Annotated in this window: 20 protein-coding genes, 1 tRNA gene and 1 pseudogene; 14 read left to right on the top strand and 8 right to left on the bottom strand. The window is 58.9% G+C overall.

Translation table 11 applies throughout. The annotated features are described in order from the left end of the window. Positions 1–322 precede the first annotated feature (322 nt). Positions 323–1,621: pseudogene (locus tag ICA15_RS28630) on the top strand (chemotaxis protein); the annotation flags it as partial. Between the two features lie 150 nt (positions 1,622–1,771). Beyond that, on the top strand, positions 1,772–2,527 hold the full coding sequence (locus tag ICA15_RS28625) for a methyl-accepting chemotaxis protein (RefSeq protein WP_411959657.1): 756 nt from the start codon (positions 1,772–1,774) through the stop codon (positions 2,525–2,527). A gap of 154 nt (positions 2,528–2,681) precedes the next feature. Here the strand turns inward: ICA15_RS28625 and arcD (ICA15_RS14675) are convergent, their stop codons facing one another. Then, entirely contained in the window at positions 2,682–4,109 is a 1,428-nt protein-coding gene (gene arcD, locus ICA15_RS14675) for an arginine-ornithine antiporter (protein ID WP_210554132.1), read from the bottom strand. Positions 4,110–4,595: 486 nt separating this feature from the next. Between arcD (ICA15_RS14675) and arcD (ICA15_RS14670) the strand changes: the two genes are divergently transcribed. The 12 genes from arcD (ICA15_RS14670) (at position 4,596) to ICA15_RS14615 (ending at position 19,349) form a co-directional block, all read left to right on the top strand. Next, positions 4,596–6,023: an arginine-ornithine antiporter gene (gene arcD, locus ICA15_RS14670; RefSeq protein ID WP_150592879.1), complete on the top strand. Its 1,428-nt coding sequence runs from the start codon at positions 4,596–4,598 to the stop codon at positions 6,021–6,023. Positions 6,024–6,057: 34 nt separating this feature from the next. After that, positions 6,058–7,314 (top strand): arginine deiminase, encoded by a 1,257-nt coding sequence (gene arcA, locus ICA15_RS14665; RefSeq protein WP_210554133.1) that lies wholly within the window; start codon positions 6,058–6,060, stop codon positions 7,312–7,314. A 69-nt stretch (positions 7,315–7,383) separates the two neighbouring features. Next, a complete protein-coding gene (locus ICA15_RS14660) occupies positions 7,384–8,394 on the top strand; it encodes an ornithine carbamoyltransferase (protein ID WP_150601634.1) in 1,011 nt (336 codons plus the stop codon). A 177-nt stretch (positions 8,395–8,571) separates the two neighbouring features. Beyond that, positions 8,572–9,501 carry a carbamate kinase gene (arcC, locus tag ICA15_RS14655; RefSeq protein ID WP_150601635.1) on the top strand — a complete coding sequence of 310 codons (930 nt, stop codon included), beginning with the start codon at positions 8,572–8,574 and terminating at the stop codon, positions 9,499–9,501. A gap of 62 nt (positions 9,502–9,563) precedes the next feature. Then, positions 9,564–9,926 carry a DUF5064 family protein gene (locus tag ICA15_RS14650; protein WP_150601636.1) on the top strand — a complete coding sequence of 121 codons (363 nt, stop codon included), beginning with the start codon at positions 9,564–9,566 and terminating at the stop codon, positions 9,924–9,926. 209 nt (positions 9,927–10,135) lie between these two features. After that, positions 10,136–11,644, top strand: a complete 1,509-nt coding sequence (locus ICA15_RS14645; RefSeq protein WP_210554134.1) for a sigma-54-dependent transcriptional regulator — start codon at positions 10,136–10,138, stop codon at positions 11,642–11,644. A 415-nt stretch (positions 11,645–12,059) separates the two neighbouring features. Further along, positions 12,060–12,443, top strand: a complete 384-nt coding sequence (gcvH, locus tag ICA15_RS14640; RefSeq protein ID WP_042560627.1) for a glycine cleavage system protein GcvH — start codon at positions 12,060–12,062, stop codon at positions 12,441–12,443. A gap of 11 nt (positions 12,444–12,454) precedes the next feature. Beyond that, complete coding sequence (gene gcvP / locus ICA15_RS14635) at positions 12,455–15,307, top strand: aminomethyl-transferring glycine dehydrogenase (RefSeq protein ID WP_210554135.1); 2,853 nt, start codon at positions 12,455–12,457, stop codon at positions 15,305–15,307. A gap of 203 nt (positions 15,308–15,510) precedes the next feature. Next, entirely contained in the window at positions 15,511–16,887 is a 1,377-nt protein-coding gene (locus ICA15_RS14630) for an L-serine ammonia-lyase (RefSeq protein ID WP_210554136.1), read from the top strand. Between the two features lie 135 nt (positions 16,888–17,022). Further along, on the top strand, positions 17,023–18,147 hold the full coding sequence (gcvT, locus tag ICA15_RS14625) for a glycine cleavage system aminomethyltransferase GcvT (RefSeq protein WP_210554137.1): 1,125 nt from the start codon (positions 17,023–17,025) through the stop codon (positions 18,145–18,147). A gap of 403 nt (positions 18,148–18,550) precedes the next feature. Next, positions 18,551–18,763 carry a cold-shock protein gene (locus ICA15_RS14620; protein ID WP_003227496.1) on the top strand — a complete coding sequence of 71 codons (213 nt, stop codon included), beginning with the start codon at positions 18,551–18,553 and terminating at the stop codon, positions 18,761–18,763. Between the two features lie 97 nt (positions 18,764–18,860). Further along, positions 18,861–19,349 carry an RDD family protein gene (locus tag ICA15_RS14615; protein WP_210554138.1) on the top strand — a complete coding sequence of 163 codons (489 nt, stop codon included), beginning with the start codon at positions 18,861–18,863 and terminating at the stop codon, positions 19,347–19,349. Between the two features lie 84 nt (positions 19,350–19,433). Here ICA15_RS14615 and nadA read toward each other — a convergent pair whose 3' ends face one another. The 7 genes from nadA to tolB form a co-directional block, all read right to left on the bottom strand. After that, positions 19,434–20,492, bottom strand: coding sequence for a quinolinate synthase NadA (gene nadA / locus ICA15_RS14610; RefSeq protein ID WP_042560632.1), 1,059 nt, complete (start codon positions 20,490–20,492; stop codon positions 19,434–19,436). 273 nt (positions 20,493–20,765) lie between these two features. After that, positions 20,766–20,841, bottom strand: a tRNA-Lys gene (locus ICA15_RS14605). A 62-nt stretch (positions 20,842–20,903) separates the two neighbouring features. Further along, positions 20,904–21,596 carry a 7-cyano-7-deazaguanine synthase QueC gene (gene queC, locus ICA15_RS14600; protein WP_150601643.1) on the bottom strand — a complete coding sequence of 231 codons (693 nt, stop codon included), beginning with the start codon at positions 21,594–21,596 and terminating at the stop codon, positions 20,904–20,906. 1 nt (position 21,597) lies between these two features. Beyond that, positions 21,598–22,245, bottom strand: a complete 648-nt coding sequence (queE, locus tag ICA15_RS14595; protein ID WP_047302757.1) for a 7-carboxy-7-deazaguanine synthase QueE — start codon at positions 22,243–22,245, stop codon at positions 21,598–21,600. Between the two features lie 179 nt (positions 22,246–22,424). Next, a complete protein-coding gene (ybgF, locus tag ICA15_RS14590; protein ID WP_047302758.1) occupies positions 22,425–23,261 on the bottom strand; it encodes a tol-pal system protein YbgF in 837 nt (278 codons plus the stop codon). Between the two features lie 6 nt (positions 23,262–23,267). Then, positions 23,268–23,765 carry a peptidoglycan-associated lipoprotein Pal gene (pal, locus tag ICA15_RS14585; protein ID WP_003178634.1) on the bottom strand — a complete coding sequence of 166 codons (498 nt, stop codon included), beginning with the start codon at positions 23,763–23,765 and terminating at the stop codon, positions 23,268–23,270. Between the two features lie 52 nt (positions 23,766–23,817). Then, positions 23,818–25,098 carry a Tol-Pal system beta propeller repeat protein TolB gene (tolB, locus tag ICA15_RS14580; protein WP_210554172.1) on the bottom strand — a complete coding sequence of 427 codons (1,281 nt, stop codon included), beginning with the start codon at positions 25,096–25,098 and terminating at the stop codon, positions 23,818–23,820. Positions 25,099–25,107 lie beyond the last annotated feature (9 nt).

The raw sequence follows: 25,107 nt of genomic DNA, 5'->3' as shown, positions 1-25,107 counted from the left end.
CCATAACCCCCTGGTCAAAGGAGCTTCTGTGGAGAGGGGATTTATCCCCGATTGGCTGCGCAACAGCCACAAATCAGACCCCGCGTAGTGTCAGCCAAAACGGGTTGTCAAATTTTGGGTCTGCTGCGCAAACCATCGGGGATAAATCCCCTCGCCACAAAAGCATCCACCTGCATCCAGCCTCCTGCAACAACCCTGAAACATCCCTGTAATTAATCCCCTTTTCAGCACATTCCCCTGCGCAAACGTTTAGCGCTGACCGTCCGTCGGCAAACACCTCATGCGCTCTCGTTCCACGCCGATGAGCATTGAATGGCGCTGAATGGATTTGGCGATTCGGGTACTTCGTACCCACAGCCCCCCGTTTATTCATTCGCGAGATCGCCCCATGTTCGACTCTCTTTCCATTCGCCTGAAAATCGTTCTGCTCTCCGGTCTGTGCCTGCTCGGTGTGGTTGCGCTGATCGTCGGCATGAACATTTACCAGACCAACCAGAACGACGAACTGGTCAGCCATTCCAGCAGCAAGATGCTCACCGCCAGCGTGCAAGACTTGTTGCAGGCCAAAGCCGCCGAACAGGCGGTGCGAGTGCAGAAAACCTTCGGCGAAAGCCTGGTGGTGATCACCGCGCTGGCCGACCAGATCAAGGACATGCGCGTGATGGCCGCCAAGCGTTCGCTGGACGCCGGCGCCTTGCGTGAAGAGTTGAACCTGAGCCTGAAAACTGCCTTCGAGCGCAACGACAAAGTGCTCGGCATCTGGCTCGCCTTCGAACCCAATAGCCTGGACGGCAAGGACAGCGAGTTTGCCAACGACGCCGCCCGCCAGTCCAACGAAGCCGGACGCTTCGCCGCGTACTGGAGCCGCGCCGGCGGTGCCTCGCTGAACACGGTGATGGTAGAAGATGATTTGACCAAAACCACCCTCAGCGTCAGCGGTACGCCCTATAACAGCTGGTACACCTGCCCTCGCGACAACAAACGCACCTGCCTGCTCGACCCGTACGCTGACACCGTCGGCGGCAAGGAAATGCTCATGACGACCATTTCCGTGCCGTTGATCGTCGACGGCAAAGCCATCGGTGTGGTCGGTGTCGACATCGCCCTCGATGCCTTGCAAGCTGCAACGGTGGAATCCCAGCGCAACCTGTTCAACAACGCCGGGCATATGCTCATTGTCTCCGGCAGCGGCGTGCTGGCTGCCGATAGCTCCGACGCTACCAAAGTCGGCAAGAAGATCAGCGACACCCTCGGCGCCGAGGGCAAAGACGTGCTGCAACTGCTCGGCAGCGGCACGCCGAAAATCCTCGAACAGGGCGACCTGATCCGGGCGGTGTATCCGGTCGATCCGATTGGCAACTCGCGCGCCTGGGGCGTGGTCATCGACCTGCCCAAACAAGTGCTGCTGGCCGACTCGGTCAAGCTGCAAGCGGTGCTCGACGAAGCACAGGAAACCGGTGTGTTCACGGCGCTGGCAGTTGCTGTGGTCGCGGGTGTGATTGGCCTGCTGCTGATATGGCTCACCGCTTCCGGCGTCACTCGCCCGATCAACAGCGTCGCCGAGATGCTGAAAAACATCGCCAGCGGTGAAGGTGATCTGACCCAACGCCTGAACTACAGCAAGAAGGATGAGCTGGGCGAACTGGTGAACTGGTTCAACCGTTTTCTCGACAAGCTGCAACCGACCATCGCGCAGATCAAACAGAGCATCACCGAGGCTCGCGGCACTGCCGACCAGTCTTCGGAAATTGCCCGTCAGACCAGCGAAGGCATGCAGGTGCAGTTCCGCGAAATCGACCAGGTCGCCACCGCGTCCAACGAAATGAGCGCCACCGCCCACGATGTCGCCAACAGCGCATCGAACGCGGCCAACGCCGCCAAGCGTGCCGACCAGTCAGCCAAGGACGGCATGTCGATCATCGAGCGCAGCACCCGCGACATCAATCAACTGGCCGATGAAGTCAGTAAAGCGGTGACCGAAGTTGAAGCACTGGCGGTCAACAGCGAGCAGATCGGTTCGGTTCTGGAAGTGATCCGCAGCATCGCCGAGCAAACCAACCTGCTGGCGCTCAACGCCGCCATCGAAGCCGCCCGCGCCGGGGAAAGCGGTCGCGGTTTTGCCGTGGTCGCGGATGAAGTGCGCAACCTCGCCAAGCGCACGCAGGATTCTGTGGAAGAAATCCGCATCGTCATCGAGAAAATTCAGACTGGCACTCGTGGCGTTGTCGCGACCATGCATTCGAGCCAGACCCAGGCCCACAACAACGCCGGGCAAATCCGCCAGGCCGTGGATGCGCTGGGCAAGATCAGCGACGCGGTGACGGTGATCAGCGACATGAACCTGCAAATCGCCAGCGCCGCCGAACAGCAGAGCGCAGTGGCTGAAGAGGTTAACCGCAACGTCTCGGCGATTCGTACGGTGACTGAAACCTTGACCGGGCAAGCCACAGAGTCGGCGGCGATCAGCAGCCAGCTCAATGCGTTGGCCAGCCAGCAGATGAAATTGATGGATCAATTCCGCGTCTAGTGGATCACCTCAAGTCCCTGTGGGAGCTGGCTTGCCAGCGATGACGGTGGATCAGTTGATACAGGGGTCGACTGACACACCGCTATCGCTGGCAGCCAGCTCCCACAGGGTCAAAGGCCCCCTCTCCCTCCGGCTCAAAGTGCACCCGACAACCTCACAACGACAAAACACCACTGTACAAACCATAAGCCGCCAGCCCCGCGCCAATGATCACGCACGTAAAAATGCCCTTCTCGACATGGGTGAACAGCGGCTCTCCCTGCTCATGTTTGGCCTTGGCGAACAGAATCACTCCCGGCGCATACAACAGCGCCGACAGCAGCAGATATTTCACCCCGCCGGCATACAAAAGCCACACCGCATAACTCAGGGCGATGCCGCCAATAAGCAGATCCTTGGTGCGTTCGGCCGAAGCGTGTTCGTAGGTTTCGCCGCGCCCGCTCAACAACACCGCGTACGCCGCCGACCACAGGTACGGCACCAGAATCATTGATGACGCCAGATAAATAAGGCTGGTGTACGTGCCCTCCGAGAACAGCGTGATCAGCAGGAAAATCTGAATCATCACGTTGGTCAGCCACAACGCGTTGACGGGCACATGGTTGGCGTTTTCCTTTTTCAGGAACGCCGGCATGGTCTTGTCCCGGGCCGTGGCGAAAAGGATTTCGGCACAGAGCAACGCCCACGACAGCAACGCCCCAAGCAGCGAGATCGCCAAACCGATGCTGATCGCCAGCGCCCCCCACGGCCCGACGATGTGCTCAAGCACCGCCGCCAGCGACGGGTTCTGCAGGTTGGCCAGTTCCGGCTGGCTCATGATCCCCAGTGACAACACGTTGACCAGCACCAGCAGCGCCAGTACGCCGATGAATCCGATCACCGTGGCACGCCCGACATCGCTGCGTTTTTCCGCTCGCGCCGAGTACACGCTGGCGCCCTCGATGCCGATGAAGACGAACACCGTCACCAGCATCATGTTGCGCACCTGATCCATCACCCCGCCGAAACTCGGGTTGCTGCGGCCCCAGATGTCGCGGGAAAAAATGTCAGCCTTGAACGCCACAGCGGCGATAACGATGAACATGATCAGCGGCACGATCTTGGCCACGGTGGTCACCTGGTTGATGAACGCCGCCTCCTTGATCCCGCGCATCACCAGAAAGTGCACAGCCCACAGCAGCACCGAGGCGCAGCCAATGGCGATCGGCGTATTGCCCTGGCCGAATACCGGAAAGAAATAACCGAGGGTGCTGAACAGCAGAACGAAGTAGCCGACATTGCCCAGCCAGGCACTGATCCAGTAACCCCAGGCGGACGAGAAGCCCATGTAGTCGCCAAACCCGGCCTTGGCGTAGGCATAGACGCCAGAATCCAGCTCGGGCTTGCGGTTGGCCAGGGTCTGAAACACGAAGGCCAGGGTCAGCATGCCAATGGCAGTAATCCCCCAACCGATCAGGATCGCTCCCGCATCGGCGCGTGCCGCCATGTTCTGCGGCAGCGAGAAAATTCCGCCGCCAATCATCGACCCCACCACCAGGGCGATCAACGCACCAAGGCGCAGCTTTTGCGTCGGTTGCGACATTCCAGTCTCCCTCTTCCTGACTACCCGTTCTCGAAACCTGTTTACACCTGTGGCGAGGGGATTTATCCCTTCGCCACAAGGCTCGTCATATTCTGGTTATTAACTAAACGGATCAAGAGTAAGAACACCTGTCGAATAAAGCCAAACAACAGCCTTTATATATAGCGGATAAAGCTAACGCCTACCACGTTAAGACAGTTTTGTGCGCTGATCCTGATAAATCAATTCTGTACTGAAAACAGATGGGGGGAATTTGCCAAACCCGGAAAAAGAACTAGCGTCATAACTCGAAAGCAATAATAGCCATTCCCAACCACATAGCGAAAAACCGTTCTGGAACGGGCCTCGCAGACGGTCGCTTTATGCCTCAAGCGACTCCTTAAGTCATTCATTAACAATGGAATGTGACCATGAACTGATCCAAGTCAGCTGTTTGAACAGACAACAGAACTACGCTGTGATCTCTTCCTGCAATGGAGTCATGCAATGTCTGAAGCTCCCGGAAAACTACGACTCGGTGCACTGGTTGCATTGGTAGTCGGTTCAATGATCGGTGGCGGGATATTCTCCTTGCCACAAAACATGGCCGCCAGTGCCGACGTCGGTGCAGTGCTGATCGGTTGGGCCATCACCGCTGTCGGCATGCTCACCCTCGCTTTCGTCTTTCAAACCCTCGCCAATCGCAAGCCTGACCTGGACGGCGGTGTCTACGCCTACGCTAAGGCCGGGTTCGGCGATTACATGGGTTTCTCATCCGCCTGGGGTTACTGGATCAGTGCGTGGCTGGGCAACGTCGGTTACTTCGTTCTGCTGTTCAGTACCCTCGGTTATTTCTTCCCGATTTTCGGTGAAGGCAACACGGTTGCTGCGGTCATTGGTGCTTCGATTCTGTTGTGGGCGGTGCATTTCCTGGTACTTCGCGGGATCAAGGAAGCGGCATTCATCAACCTCGTGACCACCGTGGCCAAAGTCGTGCCGCTGGTGCTGTTTGTGTTGATCGCCGTCTTCGCCTTCAAACTGGACATCTTCACCGCCGATATCTGGGGCCTGAAAAACCCGGACCTGGGCAGCGTGATGAACCAGGTACGCAACATGATGCTGGTCACTGTGTGGGTGTTCATCGGCATCGAGGGCGCGAGCATATTCTCGGCCCGCGCCGAAAAACGCTCCGACGTCGGCAAGGCCACCGTGATCGGCTTCATCACCGTGCTGCTGTTTTTGATGCTGGTGAACGTGCTGTCGCTGGGCATCATGACTCAGCCAGAACTGGCCAAATTGCAGAACCCGTCGATGGCTGCCGTGCTTGAGCACGTGGTCGGTCCGTGGGGCGCAGCGCTGATCAGCGTCGGTCTGATCATCTCGCTGCTGGGGGCGCTGCTGTCGTGGGTGCTGCTGTGTGCGGAGATCATGTTCGCCGCCGCCAAAGACCACACCATGCCGGAGTTCCTGCGCAAGGAAAACGCCAACCACGTACCGGTCAACGCCCTGTGGCTGACCAACGCGATGGTGCAGATTTTCCTGGTCATCACCCTGTTCTCGGCCAGCACTTACCTTTCGCTGATCTACCTCGCCACATCGATGATTCTGGTGCCCTACCTGTGGTCGGCGGCCTACGCCCTGCTGCTGGCGGTGCGCGGCGAAAGTTATGAAGGTTTCGCGGCCGAGCGGCGCAAGGACCTGATCATCGGCGGCATCGCCCTGATCTACGCGGTGTGGCTGCTGTACGCCGGCGGCGTGAAGTACCTGCTGCTCTCGGCCCTGCTTTATGCGCCAGGCGCGATCCTGTTCGCCAAGGCCAAGCTCGAACTCAAACAACCGGTTTTCACCAACGTCGAGAAGCTGATTTTCGCCGCAGTGGTCGTGGGCGCCCTGGTGGCTGCCTACGGACTGTATGACGGCTTCCTGACTCTGTAATTGCCAAACATTTTATCTCTGGAGGATCACTGCAATGACCACGGAAAAAGTTAAGTACGGCGTCCATTCCGAAGCCGGCAAACTGCGCAAAGTCATGGTTTGCTCCCCAGGTCTGGCCCACCAGCGGCTGACCCCGAACAACTGCGATGAACTGCTGTTCGACGATGTACTGTGGGTCGCCCAGGCCAAGCGCGACCACTTCGACTTCGTCACCAAGATGCGTGAACGCGGGATCGACGTGCTGGAAATGCACAACCTGCTGACCGACATCGTCGCCATCCCGGAAGCGCTGGACTGGATTCTCGATCGCAAGGTCACCGCCGATTCAGTGGGCCTGGGCCTTATCAGCGAAGTGAAATCCTGGCTGAAAAGCCTCGAGCCGCGTCACATCGCCGAATTCCTGATTGGCGGCGTGTCCGCCGACGATCTGCCGGACAGCTTCGGCGGCAAGATCATCGAGATGTACCGCGATTTCCTCGGCCACTCCAGCTTCATTCTGCCGCCGCTGCCGAACACCCAGTTCACCCGCGACACCACGTGCTGGATCTACGGCGGCGTGACGCTGAACCCGATGTACTGGCCCGCGCGTCGTCAGGAAACCCTGCTGACCACCGCCATCTACAAATTCCATCCGCAGTTCACCAACGCCGAATTCGAAATCTGGTACGGCGACCCGGACAAGGACCACGGCAGCTCCACCCTTGAGGGCGGCGACGTCATGCCAATCGGCAACGGTGTGGTGTTGATCGGCATGGGCGAGCGCTCATCCCGTCAGGCCATCGGTCAATTGGCGCTGAATCTGTTCAAGAACAAAGCCGTGGAGAAAGTCATCGTTGCCGGCCTGCCGAAGTCTCGCGCCGCGATGCACCTGGACACCGTGTTCAGCTTCTGCGACCGCGATCTCGTGACGATTTTCCCGGAAGTGGTCAACCAGATCGTCGCCTTCACCCTGCGACCTGATGAAAGCAAACAGGGTGGCATCGACATTCGCCGCGAAGAAACCAGCTTCCTCGACACCGTGGCGGCTGCGCTCAATCTCAAGACGCTGCGCGTGGTGGAAACCGGCGGCAACAGCTTCGCCGCCGAACGCGAGCAATGGGACGACGGTAACAACGTGGTGGCCGTGGAACCGGGCGTGGTCATCGGCTACGACCGCAACACCTACACCAACACCCTGCTGCGCAAGGCAGGCGTGGAGGTCATCACCATCAGCGCCGGTGAATTGGGCCGTGGCCGTGGCGGCGGCCACTGCATGACCTGCCCGATCATCCGCGACCCAATCGACTACTAAACCTCTGAGCCCTGGCCGGCACTTACAGCGTGCGGCCAGGGGGATAACCGATACCGAAGGAGATCCATCATGGCTTTTAATATGCGCAACCGCAGTTTGCTGAGTTTGATGCACCACACCACTCGCGAACTGAATTACCTGATCGACCTGTCCCGCGACCTCAAACGGGCCAAGTACACCGGCACCGAGCGTCCACACCTGCAAGGCAAAAACATCGCGCTGATCTTCGAAAAAACCTCGACCCGCACCCGTTGCGCGTTCGAAGTCGCGGCCCACGATCAGGGTGCTCACGTCACCTACATCGACCCGGTGTCGTCCCAGATCGGCCACAAAGAAAGCATGAAAGACACCGCCCGCGTCCTCGGCCGGATGTTCGACGCCATCGAGTACCGTGGCTTTGAACAGGAAATCGTCGAAGAGCTGGCCAAGTACGCCGGCGTGCCGGTGTTCAACGGCCTGACCGCTGAATTCCACCCGACGCAAATGATTGCCGACGTGCTGACCATGCGCGAACACAGCGACAAGCCGATGCATGACATCAGCTACGCCTACCTCGGCGACGCCCGCTACAACATGGGCAACTCGCTGCTGATGATCGGCGCCAAACTCGGCATGGACGTGCGTATCGCTGCGCCGAAAGCCCTGTGGCCACACGCTGACTTCATCGCTCAGTGCAAAGAGTTCGCGGAAGAAAGCGGCGCGCGCATCACCATCACCGAAGACCCGAAAGAAGCGGTCAAGGGTGTCGACTTCATCCACACCGACATCTGGGTGTCGATGGGTGAACCGGTGGAAGCGTGGGACGAGCGCATCGAGCAACTGCTGCCGTACCAGGTCAACACGCAGATGATGAAAGCCTCCGGTAATCCACGGGTGAAATTCATGCACTGCCTGCCGGCGTTCCACAACAGCGACACCAAGGTCGGCAAAGATATCGCTGCGCGCTATCCACACCTGGCCAATGGCGTCGAAGTAACGGAAGACGTCTTCGAATCCCCGGCCAACATCGCCTTCGAGCAAGCGGAAAACCGCATGCACACGATCAAGGCGATTATCGTGTCGGCGTTGGCGGATATTTAACGGTTGATCGCTTGATCAACCACTGACCTGTCATGGCTGATCATTTTGATTGATCACTGACCTGTAGGAGTTGCCGAAGGCTGCGATCTTTTGATCTTTGTTTTTTGAAATCAAGATCAAAAGATCGCAGCCTTCGGCAGCTCCTACAGGGTTATCGAATTCAGAAAGGATTGCACCATGCGTATCGTCGTAGCGTTGGGCGGTAACGCCCTGCTCCGCCGTGGTGAGCCGATGACCGCTGACAACCAGCGCGCCAACATCCGCATCGCCACCGAGCAAATCGCCAAAATCTATCCCGGCAACCAACTGGTCATCGCCCACGGCAATGGCCCGCAAGTCGGCCTGCTGTCGCTGCAAGCGGCGGCCTATACCTCCGTCACCCCTTACCCGCTGGACGTGCTCGGTGCCGAAACCGAAGGCATGATCGGCTACATCATCGAGCAGGAACTGGGCAACCTGCTGGACTTCGAAGTGCCGTTCGCCACCCTGCTCACCCAGGTTGAAGTCGACGCCAATGACCCGGCCTTCAAGAACCCGACCAAACCGATCGGCCCGGTCTACGAGAAAGCCGAAGCAGAAAAACTCGCCGCCGAAAAAGGCTGGGCCATTGCCCCCGACGGCGACAAGTTCCGCCGTGTGGTGGCCAGTCCACGGCCAAAACGCATCTTCGAAATCCGTCCGATCAAGTGGCTGCTGGACAAGGGCAGCATCGTCATCTGCGCCGGTGGCGGCGGGATTCCGACCATGTACGACGAAAACCGCAACCTCAAGGGCATCGAGGCGGTGATCGACAAGGATTTGTGCTCGTCGCTCCTGGCAGAACAGCTTGAGGCGGATTTGCTGGTGATTGCCACTGACGTCAACGCCGCGTTCATCGACTACGGCAAGCCGACGCAGAAAGCCATCGCCGAGGCCCATCCGGACGAACTCGAACGCCTGGGCTTCGCCGCGGGCTCGATGGGACCAAAGGTTCAGGCAGCCTGCGAATTCGCGCGCCATACTGGCAAGGTCGCGGTGATCGGTTCGCTGGCGGACATCGAAGCGATTGTCCAGGGCACCGCCGGTACGCGGATCAGCACGGCGAAACCCGGTATCACCTATCGATAATCAGAAACTCCGGGGGCAGGCCCAGGGTCTGCCCTTCTCCCATGCCTTGAAAGGAGAAATCCATGGCCCAGTTTGAACCTGGTCATTTGCACATTGAGCGGCACGCGTTGACCCCGGACGACGTCAGTTACAACGTGCACCTCGACTACGAATTGTTCACCGACCCTCAAAAGGGCAAGGGCATCCAGTTCACGATGCATGGCAACCTTCAGGGCAAGGACATGAAAGAAACCTTCTTCCTGCCCAAGGAGGAGGCCTACAACTTTGCCAACAACGTGACGAAAATCGCCGAGAAGTACGGCATTCCCAAGACGCACAGCCAGATTGGCTCGGTTCACAAGCATTACGACATGATGTTCGAAGACATCCGCAAGCAGCTGGATATGAAATCCGGCGATCCGGTTAACCTCGAGCACTTCGAATAATCAGAACACGACACCTCCTGTAGGAGTGAGCCTGCTCGCGATAGCGGTCTGTCATTCGACATTTATGTCGTCAGACTCACCGTCATCGCTAGCAGGCTCACTCTTACAGGGTTCGATGTCGGCCTGAAATCCTGCACCGGATTTCACCTCTGCCCTCGCCCCAAGGCATACTTGCCACCCTCCGCACTGCAGAACACTGAACCGCCCCCATGCGTATCCACGTCAGCTTCATCGACCGCGTCGGCATCACCCAGGAAGTCCTGGCCATTCTCGGTGGGCGCAACCTTAATCTGGATGCCGTGGAGATGATCCCGCCGAACGTCTACATCGACGCCCCGACCCTGAGCCCGCAAGTACTCGAAGAACTCAAAGATGCGCTGTTTCGCGTGCTCGGCGTGGAAGCGGTAACGGTGGTCGACATACTCCCCGGCCAGCGTCGGCACTTGCAACTCGACGCCTTGCTCGCGGCGATGACCGATCCGGTGCTGGCCCTCGACAGTGCGGGCAAAGTTCTGCTGGCCAACCCGGCGTTGATTGCGTTGTACGGGCGGGAGCCGGCGGGCGAAGGCGTCTCTGAGCTGTTCAACGATCCCGGTCTGCTGGCAACCCTGCTCGAACACGGTTTTCGCCTGCCGCTGCGCGAGATCACCGTCAACGGCCAGACGCTGTTGCTCGACGCTACGCCGATCACCGACGCTGGCGCCCTGCTCACGCTGTATCAACCGAACCGCATCGGCGAACAGCTCTCGGCGTTGCACCACGACCACGCTGAAGGTTTCGATGCGCTGCTCGGCGAATCCCCGGCGATCCGCACCCTCAAGGCGCGTGCGCAGCGTGTGGCCGCCCTTGATGCGCCCCTACTGATTCAAGGCGAAACCGGCACCGGTAAAGAACTGGTCGCCCGTGCCTGCCACGCGATCAGTGCGCGGCACAGTGCGCCGTTCCTGGCATTGAACTGCGCTGCTCTACCGGAGAACCTCGCCGAGAGCGAACTGTTCGGCTACGCCCCCGGCGCCTTCACTGGCGCGGCGCGTGGCGGCAAACCGGGGCTGATGGAACTGGCCAACCAAGGCACGGTGTTTCTCGACGAGATCGGCGAGATGTCACCGTACTTGCAGGCCAAGCTGCTGCGTTTTCTCAACGATGGCAGCTTCCGTCGGGTCGGCGGTGACCGAGAGGTGAAGGTCAACGTGCGGATCCTCAGCGCAACTCACCGCGACCTGGAAAAAATGGTCAGCGAAGGCTCGTTTCGCGAAGACCTGTTCTATCGCCTCAATGTGCTCAATGTCGAGGTGCCGCCGCTGCGCGAACGCGGTCAGGACATTCTGTTGCTGGCGCGTTATTTCATGCAGCAGGCCTGTGCGCAGATTCAGCGCCCGGTCTGCCGTCTCGCACCCGGTACTTACCCGGCACTGCTCGGTAATCGCTGGCCGGGCAACGTGCGCCAATTGCAGAACGTGATCTTCCGCGCCGCTGCGATTTGCGAAAGCAGTCTGGTGGACATTGGCGACCTCGACATTGCCGGCACTTCCGTTGCGCGTCAGGTCGACAGCGACGTTGACAGCCTTGAACAAGCGGTCGAAGGCTTCGAGAAATCGCTGCTGGAAAAACTCTACGCCAGCTACCCCTCGACCCGCCAACTGGCCAGCCGCCTGCAAACCTCGCACACCGCCATCGCCCATCGTTTGCGCAAATACGGCATCCCCAATAAACCCTGACTCACCCAAATCCCCTGTAGGAGCTGCCGAAGGCTGCGATCTTTTGATCATGATGTTGAAAAAACACAGTCAAAAGATCGCAGCCTTCGGCAGCTCCTACACTAGGCATATCTGCTTTAAAAGCGACCTCCACCTGTACTGAAAGCGCTACAGCGGAACGATATCGCTACACCCTCCTCCAGTCACCGCCGTGCAAGGCTTTGATCCCGTTCAGCTTTTTTCCCTGCCCCACGCTGTAGCGATTTCGCTACACGCACACCCTCAGCCTTAACTTAAAAAATCCACAAGCCATTGTTTTATAACGATAAATTCACATTGGCCGCGATCTTGCTAATCAACCCCTCATAAATAAGGGCTTCCCTGCCCAAGCCTTCCACCGCGTCCACCAGACGAGTCTGGCCCCTGAGGAGTTTCCATGAGCGAGTTGCGTTTTACTGAAGATCACGAATGGCTGCGCGCCGAAGCTGACGGTAGCGTTACTGTCGGCATCACCGCTTTCGCGCAGAACGCCCTGGGCGACGTGGTGTTCGTGCAACTGCCTGAACTGCAGGCTTACGAAAAAGGCGCCGAAGCCGCCACCGTGGAATCGGTGAAAGCCGCGAGCGGCGTTTACATGCCCCTCGACGGTGACGTGCTGGAAGTGAACCCGGCGCTGGAAGACAGCCCTGAGCTGGTCAACGAAGATCCACTGGGCCAAGGCTGGTTCTTCCGCTTCAAACCAAGCGACGCCGCCGCTGTCGGCAAACTGCTTGATCAAGACGCTTACGACCGTCTGATCAAAGCCCAAGCCGAAGCCTGAGGAGAGCCGACATGACACAAGTAAACCTGGGCACCGCCAACGAATTCATCGCCCGTCACATCGGCCCGCGCGCCGGTGACGAGCAAGCCATGCTCAACAGCCTCGGCTTCGACTCGCTCGAAGCCCTGAGCGCCAGCGTCATCCCGGAAAGCATCAAGGGCACCAGCGTGCTCGGCATGGACGATGGCCTGAGCGAGGCCGATGCACTGGCCATGATCAAGGGCATCGCCGGCAAGAATCAGCTGTTCAAGACCTACATCGGTCAGGGCTATTACAACTGCCACACGCCGTCGCCGATCCTGCGCAACCTTTTGGAAAACCCGGCCTGGTACACCGCTTACACCCCGTACCAGCCAGAAATTTCCCAGGGCCGTCTCGAAGCGCTGCTGAACTTCCAGACCCTGATCAGCGACCTCACCGGCCTGCCGATCGCCAACGCCTCCCTGCTCGACGAAGCTACCGCCGCTGCCGAAGCGATGACCTTCTGCAAACGCCTGAGCAAGAACAAGGGCAGCCATCAATTCTTCGCCTCGATCCACAGCCACCCGCAAACCCTCGACGTGCTGCGCACCCGTGCCGAGCCGCTGGGCATTGAAGTGGTCGTGGGCGATGAGCACGCATTGACCGATGTAACGCCATTCTTCGGCGCATTGCTGCAATACCCGGCCAGCAACGGTGATGTGTTCGACTACCGCGAACTGACCGAGCGCTTCCACGCCGCCAACGCCTTGGTTGCCGTAGCCGCCGACCTGTTGGCCCTGACCCTGCTGACCGCCCCGGGCGAGTTCGGCGCTGACGTTGCCATCGGTTCCGCACAACGCTTCGGCGTGCCGCTGGGCTTTGGTGGCCCGCACGCGGCTTACTTCTCCACCAAAGATGCGTTCAAGCGCGACATGCCGGGCCGTCTGGTCGGCGTTTCGGTTGACCGTTTCGGCAAGCCAGCGCTGCGCCTGGCGATGCAGACCCGCGAGCAACACATCCGCCGCGAGAAAGCCACGTCGAACATCTGCACCGCGCAAGTGCTGCTGGCCAACATCGCCAGCATGTACGCCGTGTATCACGGCCCGAAAGGCCTGACCCAGATCGCCAACCGCATCCATCACCTGACCGCGATTCTGGCCAAGGGCCTGACTGCGCTGGGTCTGAATGTCGAGCAGGAAAGCTTCTTCGACACTCTGACCGTGGCTACCGGCGCGCAAACCGCTGCGCTGCACGACAAGGCTCACGCCCAGCAGATCAACCTGCGTGTCATTGACGCCCAGCGTCTGGGTCTGTCGGTTGACGAAACCACCGCTCAGGCTGATATCGAAACCCTGTGGAGCGTCTTCGCCGACGGCAAAACCCTGCCGGACTTCGCCGCCCTCGCCGCCACCGTGCAGAGCACCATTCCTGCTGCGCTGGTACGCCGGTCGCCGATTCTCAGCCACCCGGTGTTCAACCGTTATCACTCGGAAACCGAGCTGATGCGCTACCTGCGCAAACTGGCAGACAAGGACCTGGCCCTGGATCGCACCATGATTCCGCTGGGCTCGTGCACCATGAAGCTCAACGCCGCCAGCGAAATGATCCCGGTGACCTGGGCCGAGTTCGGCGCCCTGCACCCGTTCGCCCCAGCCGCGCAAAGCGCCGGTTATCAGCAACTGACCGATGAACTGGAAGCGATGCTCTGCGCCGCGACCGGTTACGACTCGATCTCGCTGCAACCGAACGCCGGTTCGCAAGGTGAATACGCAGGTCTGCTGGCGATCCGCGCCTATCACCAGAGCCGTGGCGATGACCGTCGCGACATCTGCCTGATCCCGTCGTCCGCCCACGGCACCAACCCTGCTACTGCCAACATGGCCGGTATGCGCGTGGTCGTGACCGCGTGCGATGCTCGTGGCAACGTCGACATCGAAGACCTGCGTGCCAAAGCCATCGAGCACCGCGATCACCTCGCCGCGCTGATGATCACTTACCCGTCGACCCACGGCGTGTTCGAAGAAGGCATCCGCGAAATCTGCGGGATCATTCATGACAATGGCGGCCAGGTGTACATCGACGGCGCCAACATGAACGCGATGGTCGGCCTCTGCGCACCAGGCAAGTTCGGCGGCGACGTGTCGCACCTGAACCTGCACAAAACCTTCTGCATCCCCCACGGCGGTGGCGGCCCGGGCGTCGGCCCGATCGGCGTCAAATCGCACCTGACGCCATTCCTGCCAGGCCACGGCCACATGGAACGCAAGGAAGGCGCGGTCTGCGCAGCACCGTTCGGCAGCGCAAGCATTTTGCCGATCACCTGGATGTACATCCGCATGATGGGCGGCGCGGGTCTGAAGCGCGCTTCGCAACTGGCGATTCTGAATGCCAACTACATTTCCCGTCGCCTCGAAGAGCACTATCCAGTGCTGTACACCGGCAGCAATGGTCTGGTGGCGCACGAATGCATCCTCGACCTGCGTCCGCTCAAAGACAGCAGCGGCATCAGCGTTGATGACGTCGCCAAGCGTCTGATCGACTTCGGCTTCCATGCTCCGACCATGTCGTTCCCGGTGGCCGGCACGCTGATGATCGAGCCGACCGAAAGCGAATCCAAGGAAGAACTCGACCGCTTCTGCGACGCCATGATCCGCATCCGCGAAGAAATCCGCGCTGTGGAAAACGGCACGCTGGACAAGGAAGACAACCCGTTGAAAAACGCTCCGCACACCGCAGCGGAATTGGTCGGCGAGTGGACTCACCCGTACAGCCGCGAGCAAGCCGTTTACCCGGTGGCCTCGTTGATCGAAGGCAAATACTGGCCACCGGTCGGTCGCGTCGACAACGTGTTCGGCGACCGCAACCTGGTCTGCGCCTGCCCGTCGATCGAAAGCTACGCTTAAACGAATGAGGGGCGGGTTCACCCGCCCCGAACGATTCACCTGGTTCACCTTATCCAACTGTAGGAGCTGCCAAAGGCTGCGATCTTTTGATCTTCTGTTAAAGATCAGGATCAAAAGATCGCAGCCTTCGGCAGCTCCTACAGGGAAATGCATCAAGCCTGATGTTTCGCCAATTCCTATAACAAGAAACCGGAGAACCACTCATGTCGTTAAGCGTGTTCGACCTGTTCAAGATTGGCATCGGCCCCTCCAGTTCCCACACCGTCGGCCCGATGCGCGCAGCTGCGCGCTTCGCCGAGGGTTTGCGTCGTGAAAACCTGTTGAGCGCAACCGCCAGCGTTCGCGTCGAGTTGTACGGTTCTCTCGGCGCCACCGGCAAAGGTCACGGCAGCGACAAAGCCGTGTTGCTTGGCCTCGAAGGCGAACACCCCGACACGGTAGACACCGAAACCGTCGCCGCGCGTTTGCAAGAAATTCGTAGCAACGGACGCCTGAACCTGCTGGGCGAACACAGCATTGCGTTCAACGAGAAAGAACAGCTGGCGATGATCCGCAAGCCGCTGGCCTATCACCCCAACGGCATGATCTTCCGTGCGTTCGACGCGGCGGGCCTGCAAATCCGCAGCCGCGAGTACTACTCGGTCGGCGGAGGTTTTGTTGTCGACGAAGACGCGGCCGGCGCCGACCGCATCGTCGAAGACGCCACCCCGCTGATTTTCCCGTTCAAAAGCGCCAAGGACTTGCTCGCACATTGCAGCACGTATGGTCTGTCGATCAGCCAGGTCATGTTGACCAACGAAAGCGCCTGGCGCCCGGAGGCGGAAACCCGCGCCGGCCTGCTGAAAATCTGGCAGGTGATGCAGGATTGTGTGACCGCCGGCTGCCGCAACGAAGGCATTTTGCCGGGCGGATTGAAGGTCAAACGGCGCGCGGCGGCATTGCATCGGCAACTGTGCAAGAACCCCGAATCCGCGCTTCGTGATCCGCTGTCGGTACTCGACTGGGTCAACCTTTACGCGCTGGCCGTCAACGAAGAAAACGCCAATGGCGGGCGCGTGGTCACCGCGCCAACCAACGGCGCAGCGGGAATCATCCCGGCCGTGCTGCATTACTACATCCGATTTATCCCCGGTGCGAATGATGATGGCGTCGTGCGTTTTCTGCTGACCGCGGCGGCAATCGGCATTCTGTACAAGGAAAACGCCTCGATCTCCGGCGCCGAAGTCGGCTGTCAGGGTGAAGTCGGCGTAGCCTGCTCGATGGCGGCTGGGGCCTTGTGCGAAGTACTCGGCGGTAGCGTTCAGCAAGTCGAGAACGCCGCCGAAATCGGCATGGAACACAACCTTGGCCTGACCTGCGACCCGATTGGCGGGCTGGTGCAAGTGCCGTGCATCGAGCGCAACGCCATGGGCTCAGTGAAAGCGATCAATGCGGTGCGCATGGCTTTGCGTGGCGACGGCCAGCACTTCGTCTCCCTCGACAAGGTCATCCGCACCATGCGCCAGACCGGCGCCGACATGAAAAGCAAATACAAAGAGACCGCCCGCGGCGGCCTAGCGGTCAACATTATCGAATGCTGATCACGTAATTAACTCCCTCTCCTCTGAGAGAGAACGCGTAATTAACTCCCTCTCCCTCCGGGAGAGGGCTGGGGTGAGGGGCTCTTGACCTTGATCTTGAGCGCCATCCCCAACCACCCATTCAAGGAGCCACGCATGTCCACCGAACAACTGTCGAAAACCCCGCTGCACGCTCTGCACATCGAACTCGGCGCCCGTATGGTGCCGTTCGCCGGCTACGACATGCCGGTGCAATACCCCCTCGGCGTGATGAAAGAGCACCAGCACACCCGCGAGCAGGCCGGGCTGTTCGATGTCTCGCACATGGGTCAGATCCACCTGACCGGCGCGAATGCCGCCAAAGCCCTGGAAACCCTGGTGCCGGTAGACATCATCGACCTGCCGGTGGGCATGCAGCGTTACGCGATGTTCACCAACGAGCACGGCGGGATTCTCGATGACCTGATGGTTGCCAACCTCGGCAATGATGAACTGTTTCTGGTGGTCAACGCAGCGTGCAAGGATCAGGACCTGGCGCATCTGCAAAAACACATTGGCGATCAGTGCACCATTACGGCGCTGTTCGAGGAGCGCGCACTGCTCGCGCTGCAAGGTCCTGCGGCGGTAACAGCATTGGCGCGTCTCGCTCCGGAAGTGGCGAAGATGACCTTCATGCAGTTCAATCGCGTGCAGCTGCTCGGCGTGGATTGCTTCGTCAGCCGTTCCGGTTACACCGGTGAAGACGGTTTCGAAATCTCGGTGCCGGCCGCCGACGCAGAAAAACTCGCACGCGCCCTGCTCGCCGAATCTGAAGTAGCGGCCATCGGCCTCGGCGCTCGCGATTCGCTGCGCCTTGAAGCCGGCCTGTGCCTGTACGGCCACGACATGAACACCGAAACCACGCCCATCGAAGCCAGCCTGCTGTGGGCAATGTCCAAGCCGCGCCGCGCCGATGGCGCACGGGCCGGGGGTTTCCCGGGGGCAGAGCATATCTTCGCCCAACAACAAAATGGCGTCGCACGCAAGCGCGTCGGCCTGCTCCCGCAGGAACGCACGCCGGTGCGCGAAGGCGCGGAAATCGTCAACGAGGCCGGCGACATCATCGGTAGCGTGTGCAGTGGCGGCTTCGGTCCGACACTGGGTGGGCCATTGGCAATGGGTTACCTCGACAGTGCTTACGTCACTCTCGATACGCCAGTGTGGGCAATTGTTCGTGGGAAAAAGGTGCAAATGCTTGTAAGCAAAATGCCATTTGTTCCACAACGCTACTACCGTGGTTGATTGACTGTTTCTATAAGTAACGCGATTGCGTTATGCGTGCACTAATGTGTAACGCAATCGCCATAAAACAGTGCAGTTTCTAACAACCGTTTCGAATATGAACTTTGCTTATAACGTTCGAAAACATTTGAACAAGCTAATCGTCTAAGCCTGCACTAGCGGATTGACTAAGTGCCTTCAAGCGCAGCAAAACCGGGCCTGCAAGGGGCTTGTTTTTTCTCCGGTAGTTGGCGTAGAGTTTCCTCACTGTGTTTGCATGGGTCAGCTTGGAATCGTGACCTGGGCAGTAGCCTACAAGTTAGCTACATCCCGTTCGACGTCTTCTTACTCTCCTGCAACCAGCCCCAGTACTCTTTCATGAGAAAGAGGCTGTCATTAATTTATTGCGTCAAAGGAATAAGAAATGTCCACACGTCAGAGCGGTACCGTCAAGTGGTTTAACGACGAGAAAGGTTTTGGTTTTATCACTCCAGAAAGCGGTCCGGATCTGTTCGTGCATTTCCGCGCCATTCAGGGCAACGGCTTCAAGAGCCTGAAAGAAGGCCAGAAGGTGACCTTCGTTGCAGTGCAAGGCCAAAAAGGCATGCAGGCTGACGAAGTACAAGCAGAAGCCTGATCTGTGTAACGAAAAAGCCCCTGATATTGATATCAGGGGCTTTTTTGTCCGCGCGAATCCGTAAAATGGCGGTTCCTTCAAGCGTCCAGAGGCTGCCATGTCGAAGAACCTGCTCACTCCCCAGGGCGATTTTCCTGCCGTTGGCCTTGGCCGTCGGCTGGCCGCGATGTTCTACGACTTTCTGTTGTGCACCGCCCTGCTGATCGTGACCGGCTTCGTTTACAAGCTCATTCAGGGTTTGATCATCGGTGCAGAACGCCTGCGGGTGATGACCGACGCCGGACAGCTCGACGGTGATCCGCTGTACTCGACCGTACTGCTGTTGGTGTTGTTCGGATTCTTCGCCAAGTTCTGGACCCATGGTGGGCAGACGCTGGGCATGCAGGTGTGGGGCATTCGCGTGCAGAACGCCAATGGCACCGCAATCAGCCTGTGGCAGGCGTTGCTGCGGTTTATGGTGTCGATTGCGTCGTGGCTTTGTGTGGGGCTGGGATTCTTCTGGTCGCTGTATGACAAACAGAAGCGCACGTGGCATGACATCTATTCGGATACCTGCGTGGTGCGGGTTCCGAAGAAGACGAAGTAAGTACCCACAAAAAAAGATCGCAGCCTCCGGCAGCTCCTACAGGTATCAGTGTAGGAGCTGCCGAAGGCTGCGATCTTTTGCTTTTTAAGCGTTACCGGCCAGCTTCATCCGCGCCGCCTGGGTGAAATCCAGCATCCGCTTCAAAGGCCGAATCGCCTGCGGAATCAACGCCGGATCAACAAAGATCTCGTTCGTCCCTTCCTTCAAGCTCTTGAGCGTACGCTCAAGGGTATTCATGGCCATCCACGGACAATGTGCGCAACTGCGGCACGCGGCGCCGTTACCGGCGGTTGGCGCCTCGATGAAGACCTTGTCCGGGCACAACTGCTGCATCTTGTAGAAGATGCCGCGGTCGGTGGCAACGATCAGGGTCTTGTTCGGCAGGGACTGCGCAGCGGCGATCAATTGACTGGTGGAGCCCACGGCGTCTGCCAGTTCGATCACGGCAGTCGGCGATTCGGGGTGCACCAGAATCGCGGCGTCCGGGTACAAGGCCTTCATGTCTTCGAGCTGCTTGGACTTGAACTCCTCGTGGACGATGCAGGCTCCGTCCCACAGCAGCATGTCGGCGCCGGTCTTGCGCTGAATGTAGGTGCCCAGATGCTTGTCCGGCCCCCAGATGATGGTCTCGCCGTTGTCCATCAGGCTTTCGACGATTTCCAGCGCACAACTCGACGTCACCACCCAGTCGGCCCGGGCTTTGACGGCAGCGGAGGTGTTGGCGTAGACCACGACCGTGCGCTCCGGGTGCTGATCGCAAAACGCCGAGAACTCGTCGACCGGGCAACCCAGGTCCAGCGAACACGTGGCTTCGAGGGTTGGCATCAGCACACGTTTTTCCGGGTTGAGAATTTTTGCAGTCTCACCCATGAACTTCACGCCGGCGACCACCACGGTCTTGGCCGGATGGGCATTGCCGAAGCGGGCCATTTCCAGGGAGTCGGAGACACAGCCACCGGTTTCTTCGGCCAGGGCCTGAATCACCGGATCGCAATAGAAGTGGGCAACCAGCACCGCGTCCTGAGCCTTGAGCTCGGCGGCGATGGCGGAACGGTAATAAGCCTCTTCCTCGGCAGTCAGCGGTTTGGGCTGTTTGGCGTCGAGGTGGGCTTGAACCAGAAGGCGTTCGGAAATCTGCGTCATGTTCGCAAGACCTGCAGGCGCTTTCGCGCGAAAGTCGAGTATACACCCGGCTCCGGACCGCTTGAGGGTACCGCCGGGAGAGTGAGTTTTATCAGGCACGGACAGCGTTGAAGCTGCGCAAGGCTACAGAATATCCCGGGGATACAAAAGATGATTCTGACCTGCGTCAGCGCAACTTGCACTGGAACAACGCACGCCCAAATCACAGGCAAAAAAAAAAACCCGGAAATCCTCACTTGCGTGGGCCTTCCGGATTTTCTAAACCGCCTAAAATGGTGGGTCGTGTGGGATTCGAACCTACGACCAATTGGTTAAAAGCCAACTGCTCTACCAACTGAGCTAACGACCCGCTGTGTGGTGGCGCGTATAATACTGATTTTTAAGGACTATTCAACACCTTTTTGAAAATAATCAAAAATAAGGTGTTGGATCGCTCACGCCGGCCGCTGCAAAGCCTTCTGCGCGCAGGCGGCAGCTGTCGCATTTACCGCAGGCACGGCCTTCATCGTCGGCCTGATAGCAGGAAACAGTCAGACCGTAATCAACGCCGAGCTTCACGCCCGCCTGAACGATTTGCGCTTTGCTCAGGTTCTGCAACGGCGCCTGAATGCGGAAGCCATTACCCTCGACGCCAGCCTTGGTCGCCAGATTGGCCATACGCTCGAACGACTCGATGAACTCGGGACGGCAATCTGGATAGCCGGAGTAGTCCACCGCATTCACACCAATAAAGATGTCACGAGCGCCGAGCACTTCAGCCCAACCCAACGCCAGAGACAGGAACACCGTGTTGCGCGCCGGCACGTAAGTGACCGGGATGCCCTCACCCAGCTCTTCAGGGATATCAATGCTGGTGTCGGTCAGTGCCGAACCGCCCATGCCGTTCAGGTTGATGCCGATCACCTTGTGCTCGACCACACCCAGGTCGCGAGCGACGCGCGCAGCGGCATGCAATTCGGCATGGGAGCGCTGGCCGTAATCGAAACTCATGGTGTAGCAGGCGTAGCCTTCAGCGCGGGCCATGGCCACGACCGTTGCCGAGTCCAGACCACCGGACAGCAGGATCACCGCACGTTTTTCGGTTGTGTTCAGTTGTTCAGTCATTTCAGCGCCCCGGCTCATCATTCCATAGATATTTATGCAGCTGCAGTTGCAACCGCACTGGCAGGTTGTCCGCCACCACCCAATCCGCCAGATCCCTTGCGTTGAGGTCATGGTGACTTGGAGAAAACAGGACTTCGCCGGCACGCCGGTCGAGCCCGTACTGGATCAGTTTGGAAACCGCCCAGTCGTAATCTTCCCGCGAGCAGATGACAAACTTCACCTGATCGTTGGGAGTCAGCAATTCGATATTTTCGTAAAGGTTGCGATGGGCTTCTTTCGAACCCGGTGTCTTCAGATCAAGCACGCGACTAACGCGCGGATCGACCGCCGAAATGTCGAGGGCACCGCTGGTTTCCAGCGAGACCTCATATCCGGCATCACATAGCTGTTTGAGCAAGGGAATAGCGTTGGGCTGCGCCAACGGCTCACCGCCGGTGACACAGACGTAACGCGGACGAAATCCGGCCACTTGCTCGAGGATATCGTCGAGGGTGCGCACGGTGCCGCCACTGAATGCGTAGGCACTGTCGCAGTATTGGCAACGCAATGGGCAACCGGTCAGGCGCACAAAAACAGTGGGCAGCCCGGCAGTCCGCGTTTCCCCCTGCAAAGAGTAGAAAACTTCGGTAATTCTCAATGTGTCTTGCATAGTCGCCACGGGCGTAACAGCTAAACAGGCTGTCCGCCTCCGTCAGGCACTTCAGGTAATCGCGCCAACGCGCGGATCACAAGAAGCGTGTTTCAGAAAAAGGGCGTGAATTCTAACGAAAAAACCCGCGACAGGCGCGGGTTTCTTCTAAACGGGTGCAACACCTGAAAAGCTCAGGCTTACATGCGCTGCAAATCGCGTTGGGCCAACTGAGCGGCGGAGGTACCCGGATACTGGGCCACCACCTGTTGCAGAATGCCTTTTACCTTGTCGGTATGACCGAGGCGGCGCTCTACATCAGCCAGCTTGTACAGCGAATCCGGCACTTTGTTGTGCTTGGGATACAGCTGCGAAACCTTGGCGAAAGCCTGACCTGCACCTTGCAGATCACCCTTGGCCAGGTTCACTTCGCCCAACCAGTACTGGGCGTTGCCCGCGTATTGGCTGTTCGGGTATTTGCGCAGGAATGCCGAGAAAGCCTGGCTGGCCTTGTCGAAATCCTTGGCTTTGATCAGGTCGAAAGCGGCATCGTAATACAGCTTTTCCTTGGCCGGATCAGCCGGTTCGCTACCCGCAGCAGGAGCCTGGGCGGCAGCAGCCCCGGCGCCAGCGGCAGCACCGGCAGCAGCACTTGCATCGCCACCGGCAGAAGAATTCTCAGGAGTCGCGGCAGGTGCAACGCCGGATCCTATGCGCCGATCAAGATCCTGGTATCGCTCCAGGGATTCTTGCTTCATGCGCGCAACCTGGTTCTGCAGTTCTTCAATCACACCTTGCTGGCGCGATATCTGATCCTGCATCTGTTGCAGTTGGTTAAACAGCATGCCTTGTGCCGAGGCAGGGGCCGAAGCCGCTCCCCCGGCATAGGCGCCGTTCGTACCGTAACCCGCAGGCGGATAACTGCTCCCGCTATTGTTATAACCGGAGTTGTCATCGACCACAGGAACCGCAGCCCACACCGCAAGCGGTGCGAGGCTGAGAGCCAGAACAGTTACAGCACGACGGCACGTTCGCATATCGAATTACTTACGCAGTTCGACGCGACGGTTTTGAGCCCAGGACTGCTCGTCGTTGCCGGTAGCAACTGGACGCTCTTCGCCGTAGGAAACCAGTTCCAGCTGAGCTGGGGAAACACCTTGCAGTACCAGGTAGCGTTGAACGGCTTTCGCACGACGCTCGCCCAGTGCCATGTTGTACTCACGAGTACCACGTTCGTCGGTGTTGCCTTCCAGAACAACGCGAGCGCCGTTTGCTTTCAGGTCTTTGGCGTGAACATCCAGAGCGCGCATGGCTTCTGGCTTCAGGTCCGAGCTGTCGTATTCGAAGTAGAAGGTGGTGATTGCGCGCAGAGCAGCTTCTTCGCTCAGGGAACCGTCAACGGCACCAGTGTTTGCGCCGTAACCAGCGTTTGGATCAACAGCGCCTTCACCGGCGTTGTCGCCGCCTTTGGACGAGCAACCTACAGCTACAGCCATGGCCAGAGCCAGCGCAGCAAATTTACCAAACTTCAGCATTTCCATCGTGAAACTCCTAATGAACCCCAGTGTGTTAAGTAAAACGTGTAGCGCCCGCTCACTTCAGGTAAGGGGACCAGGACGGTTCTCTGACTTCGCCTTGAGCGGTAGGAAGCGGGAGCCTAACGCGTCCATTAATGGACACGAGCATCAAGACTCCCCGGCCCTGTTGGCGGGTGGCGTAGATTACCATGGTGCCGTTGGGCGCAACAGTAGGCGACTCGTCCAGAGTGCTATCAGTGAGAATCTTTACACTACCTCGCTGCAAATCCTGGGCTGCCACCTTGAAATTGGTGAAACCATCCTGGCGATGGATCATCACCAGCGTCTTTTCATCTGCCGACAGTTTCGGGTTGGCGTTGTAGTTACCTACGAACGTCACACGCTCGGCACCGCCGCCACTGGCGCTGGTTTTGTAGATCTGTGGCTTGCCGCCACGGTCCGAGGTGAAGTAGATGGTCGAACCATCCTTGCCCCAGTACGGTTCGGTGTTGATGCCCGGGCCCGCGGTTACACGATTGATCTGACGCGAAGCCAGGTTCATCACGTAAATATCCGGGTTACCGTCTTTCGACAGCACGAACGCCAGACGATCACCATTCGGCGACCAGGCAGGTGCGCCGTTCAGGCCTTCGAAGTTGGTGATCTGCTCACGACGACCGGTGTCGATGTTCTGCATGAAGATCCGCGGACGCTTCTGCTCGAACGACACGTAGGCGATGCGCTTGCCATCCGGTGCGAAACGCGGCGACAGGATCGGCTCGCGCGATTGCAGCAGAGTCACGGCGCGAGCACCGTCGTAGTCCGAACGCTGCAGGGTGTAACGGGTGTTCTTCTCGGAGAAGCGTTCAGCCGTTACGTACAACAGACGGGTCGAAAACGCACCCTGGATACCGGTGAGTTTTTCGAACGACTGGTCAGCGATGAAGTGCGCCATGTCGCGCAACTGCTCGGTGGTACCGGAAACACTGCCGTCAGCCACTTTCTGTTCGGTGGCCACGTTGAACAGTGCCCACTGCACCTGCAGACGGCCGCCCGCAGGAGCGATGCTGCCGACCATCATGTATTGAGCACCGACCGCCTTCCAGTCACGGAAGATGATTTCGCTCGGCTGGCTTGGCTGGCTGATCATGTTTTGCTTTGGAATCGGCGAGTAGTAGCCCGAGTTACGCAAATCGTTACCAATGATTTCAGCCATGTCGTCCGGCAGGACGGCGCCGCCCTGCAAACCGAACGGTACAACAGCGATCGGAGTAGCCCGATCGCTGCCGCTGGTGACCAGAATGTTCTTTTCATCAGCCATCGCGATCCCTGCCATGCAGCAGATCACGACCAGCATTCCTCGAAG

Origin of the sequence: Pseudomonas sp. P116, from assembly GCF_020149425.1 — a bacterium.
Taxonomy (GTDB): Bacteria; Pseudomonadota; Gammaproteobacteria; order Pseudomonadales; family Pseudomonadaceae; genus Aquipseudomonas; species Aquipseudomonas anatoliensis.
The sequence above is the reverse complement of the archived record's forward strand: the minus strand, read 5'-3'. Positions and strand labels throughout refer to the sequence as shown.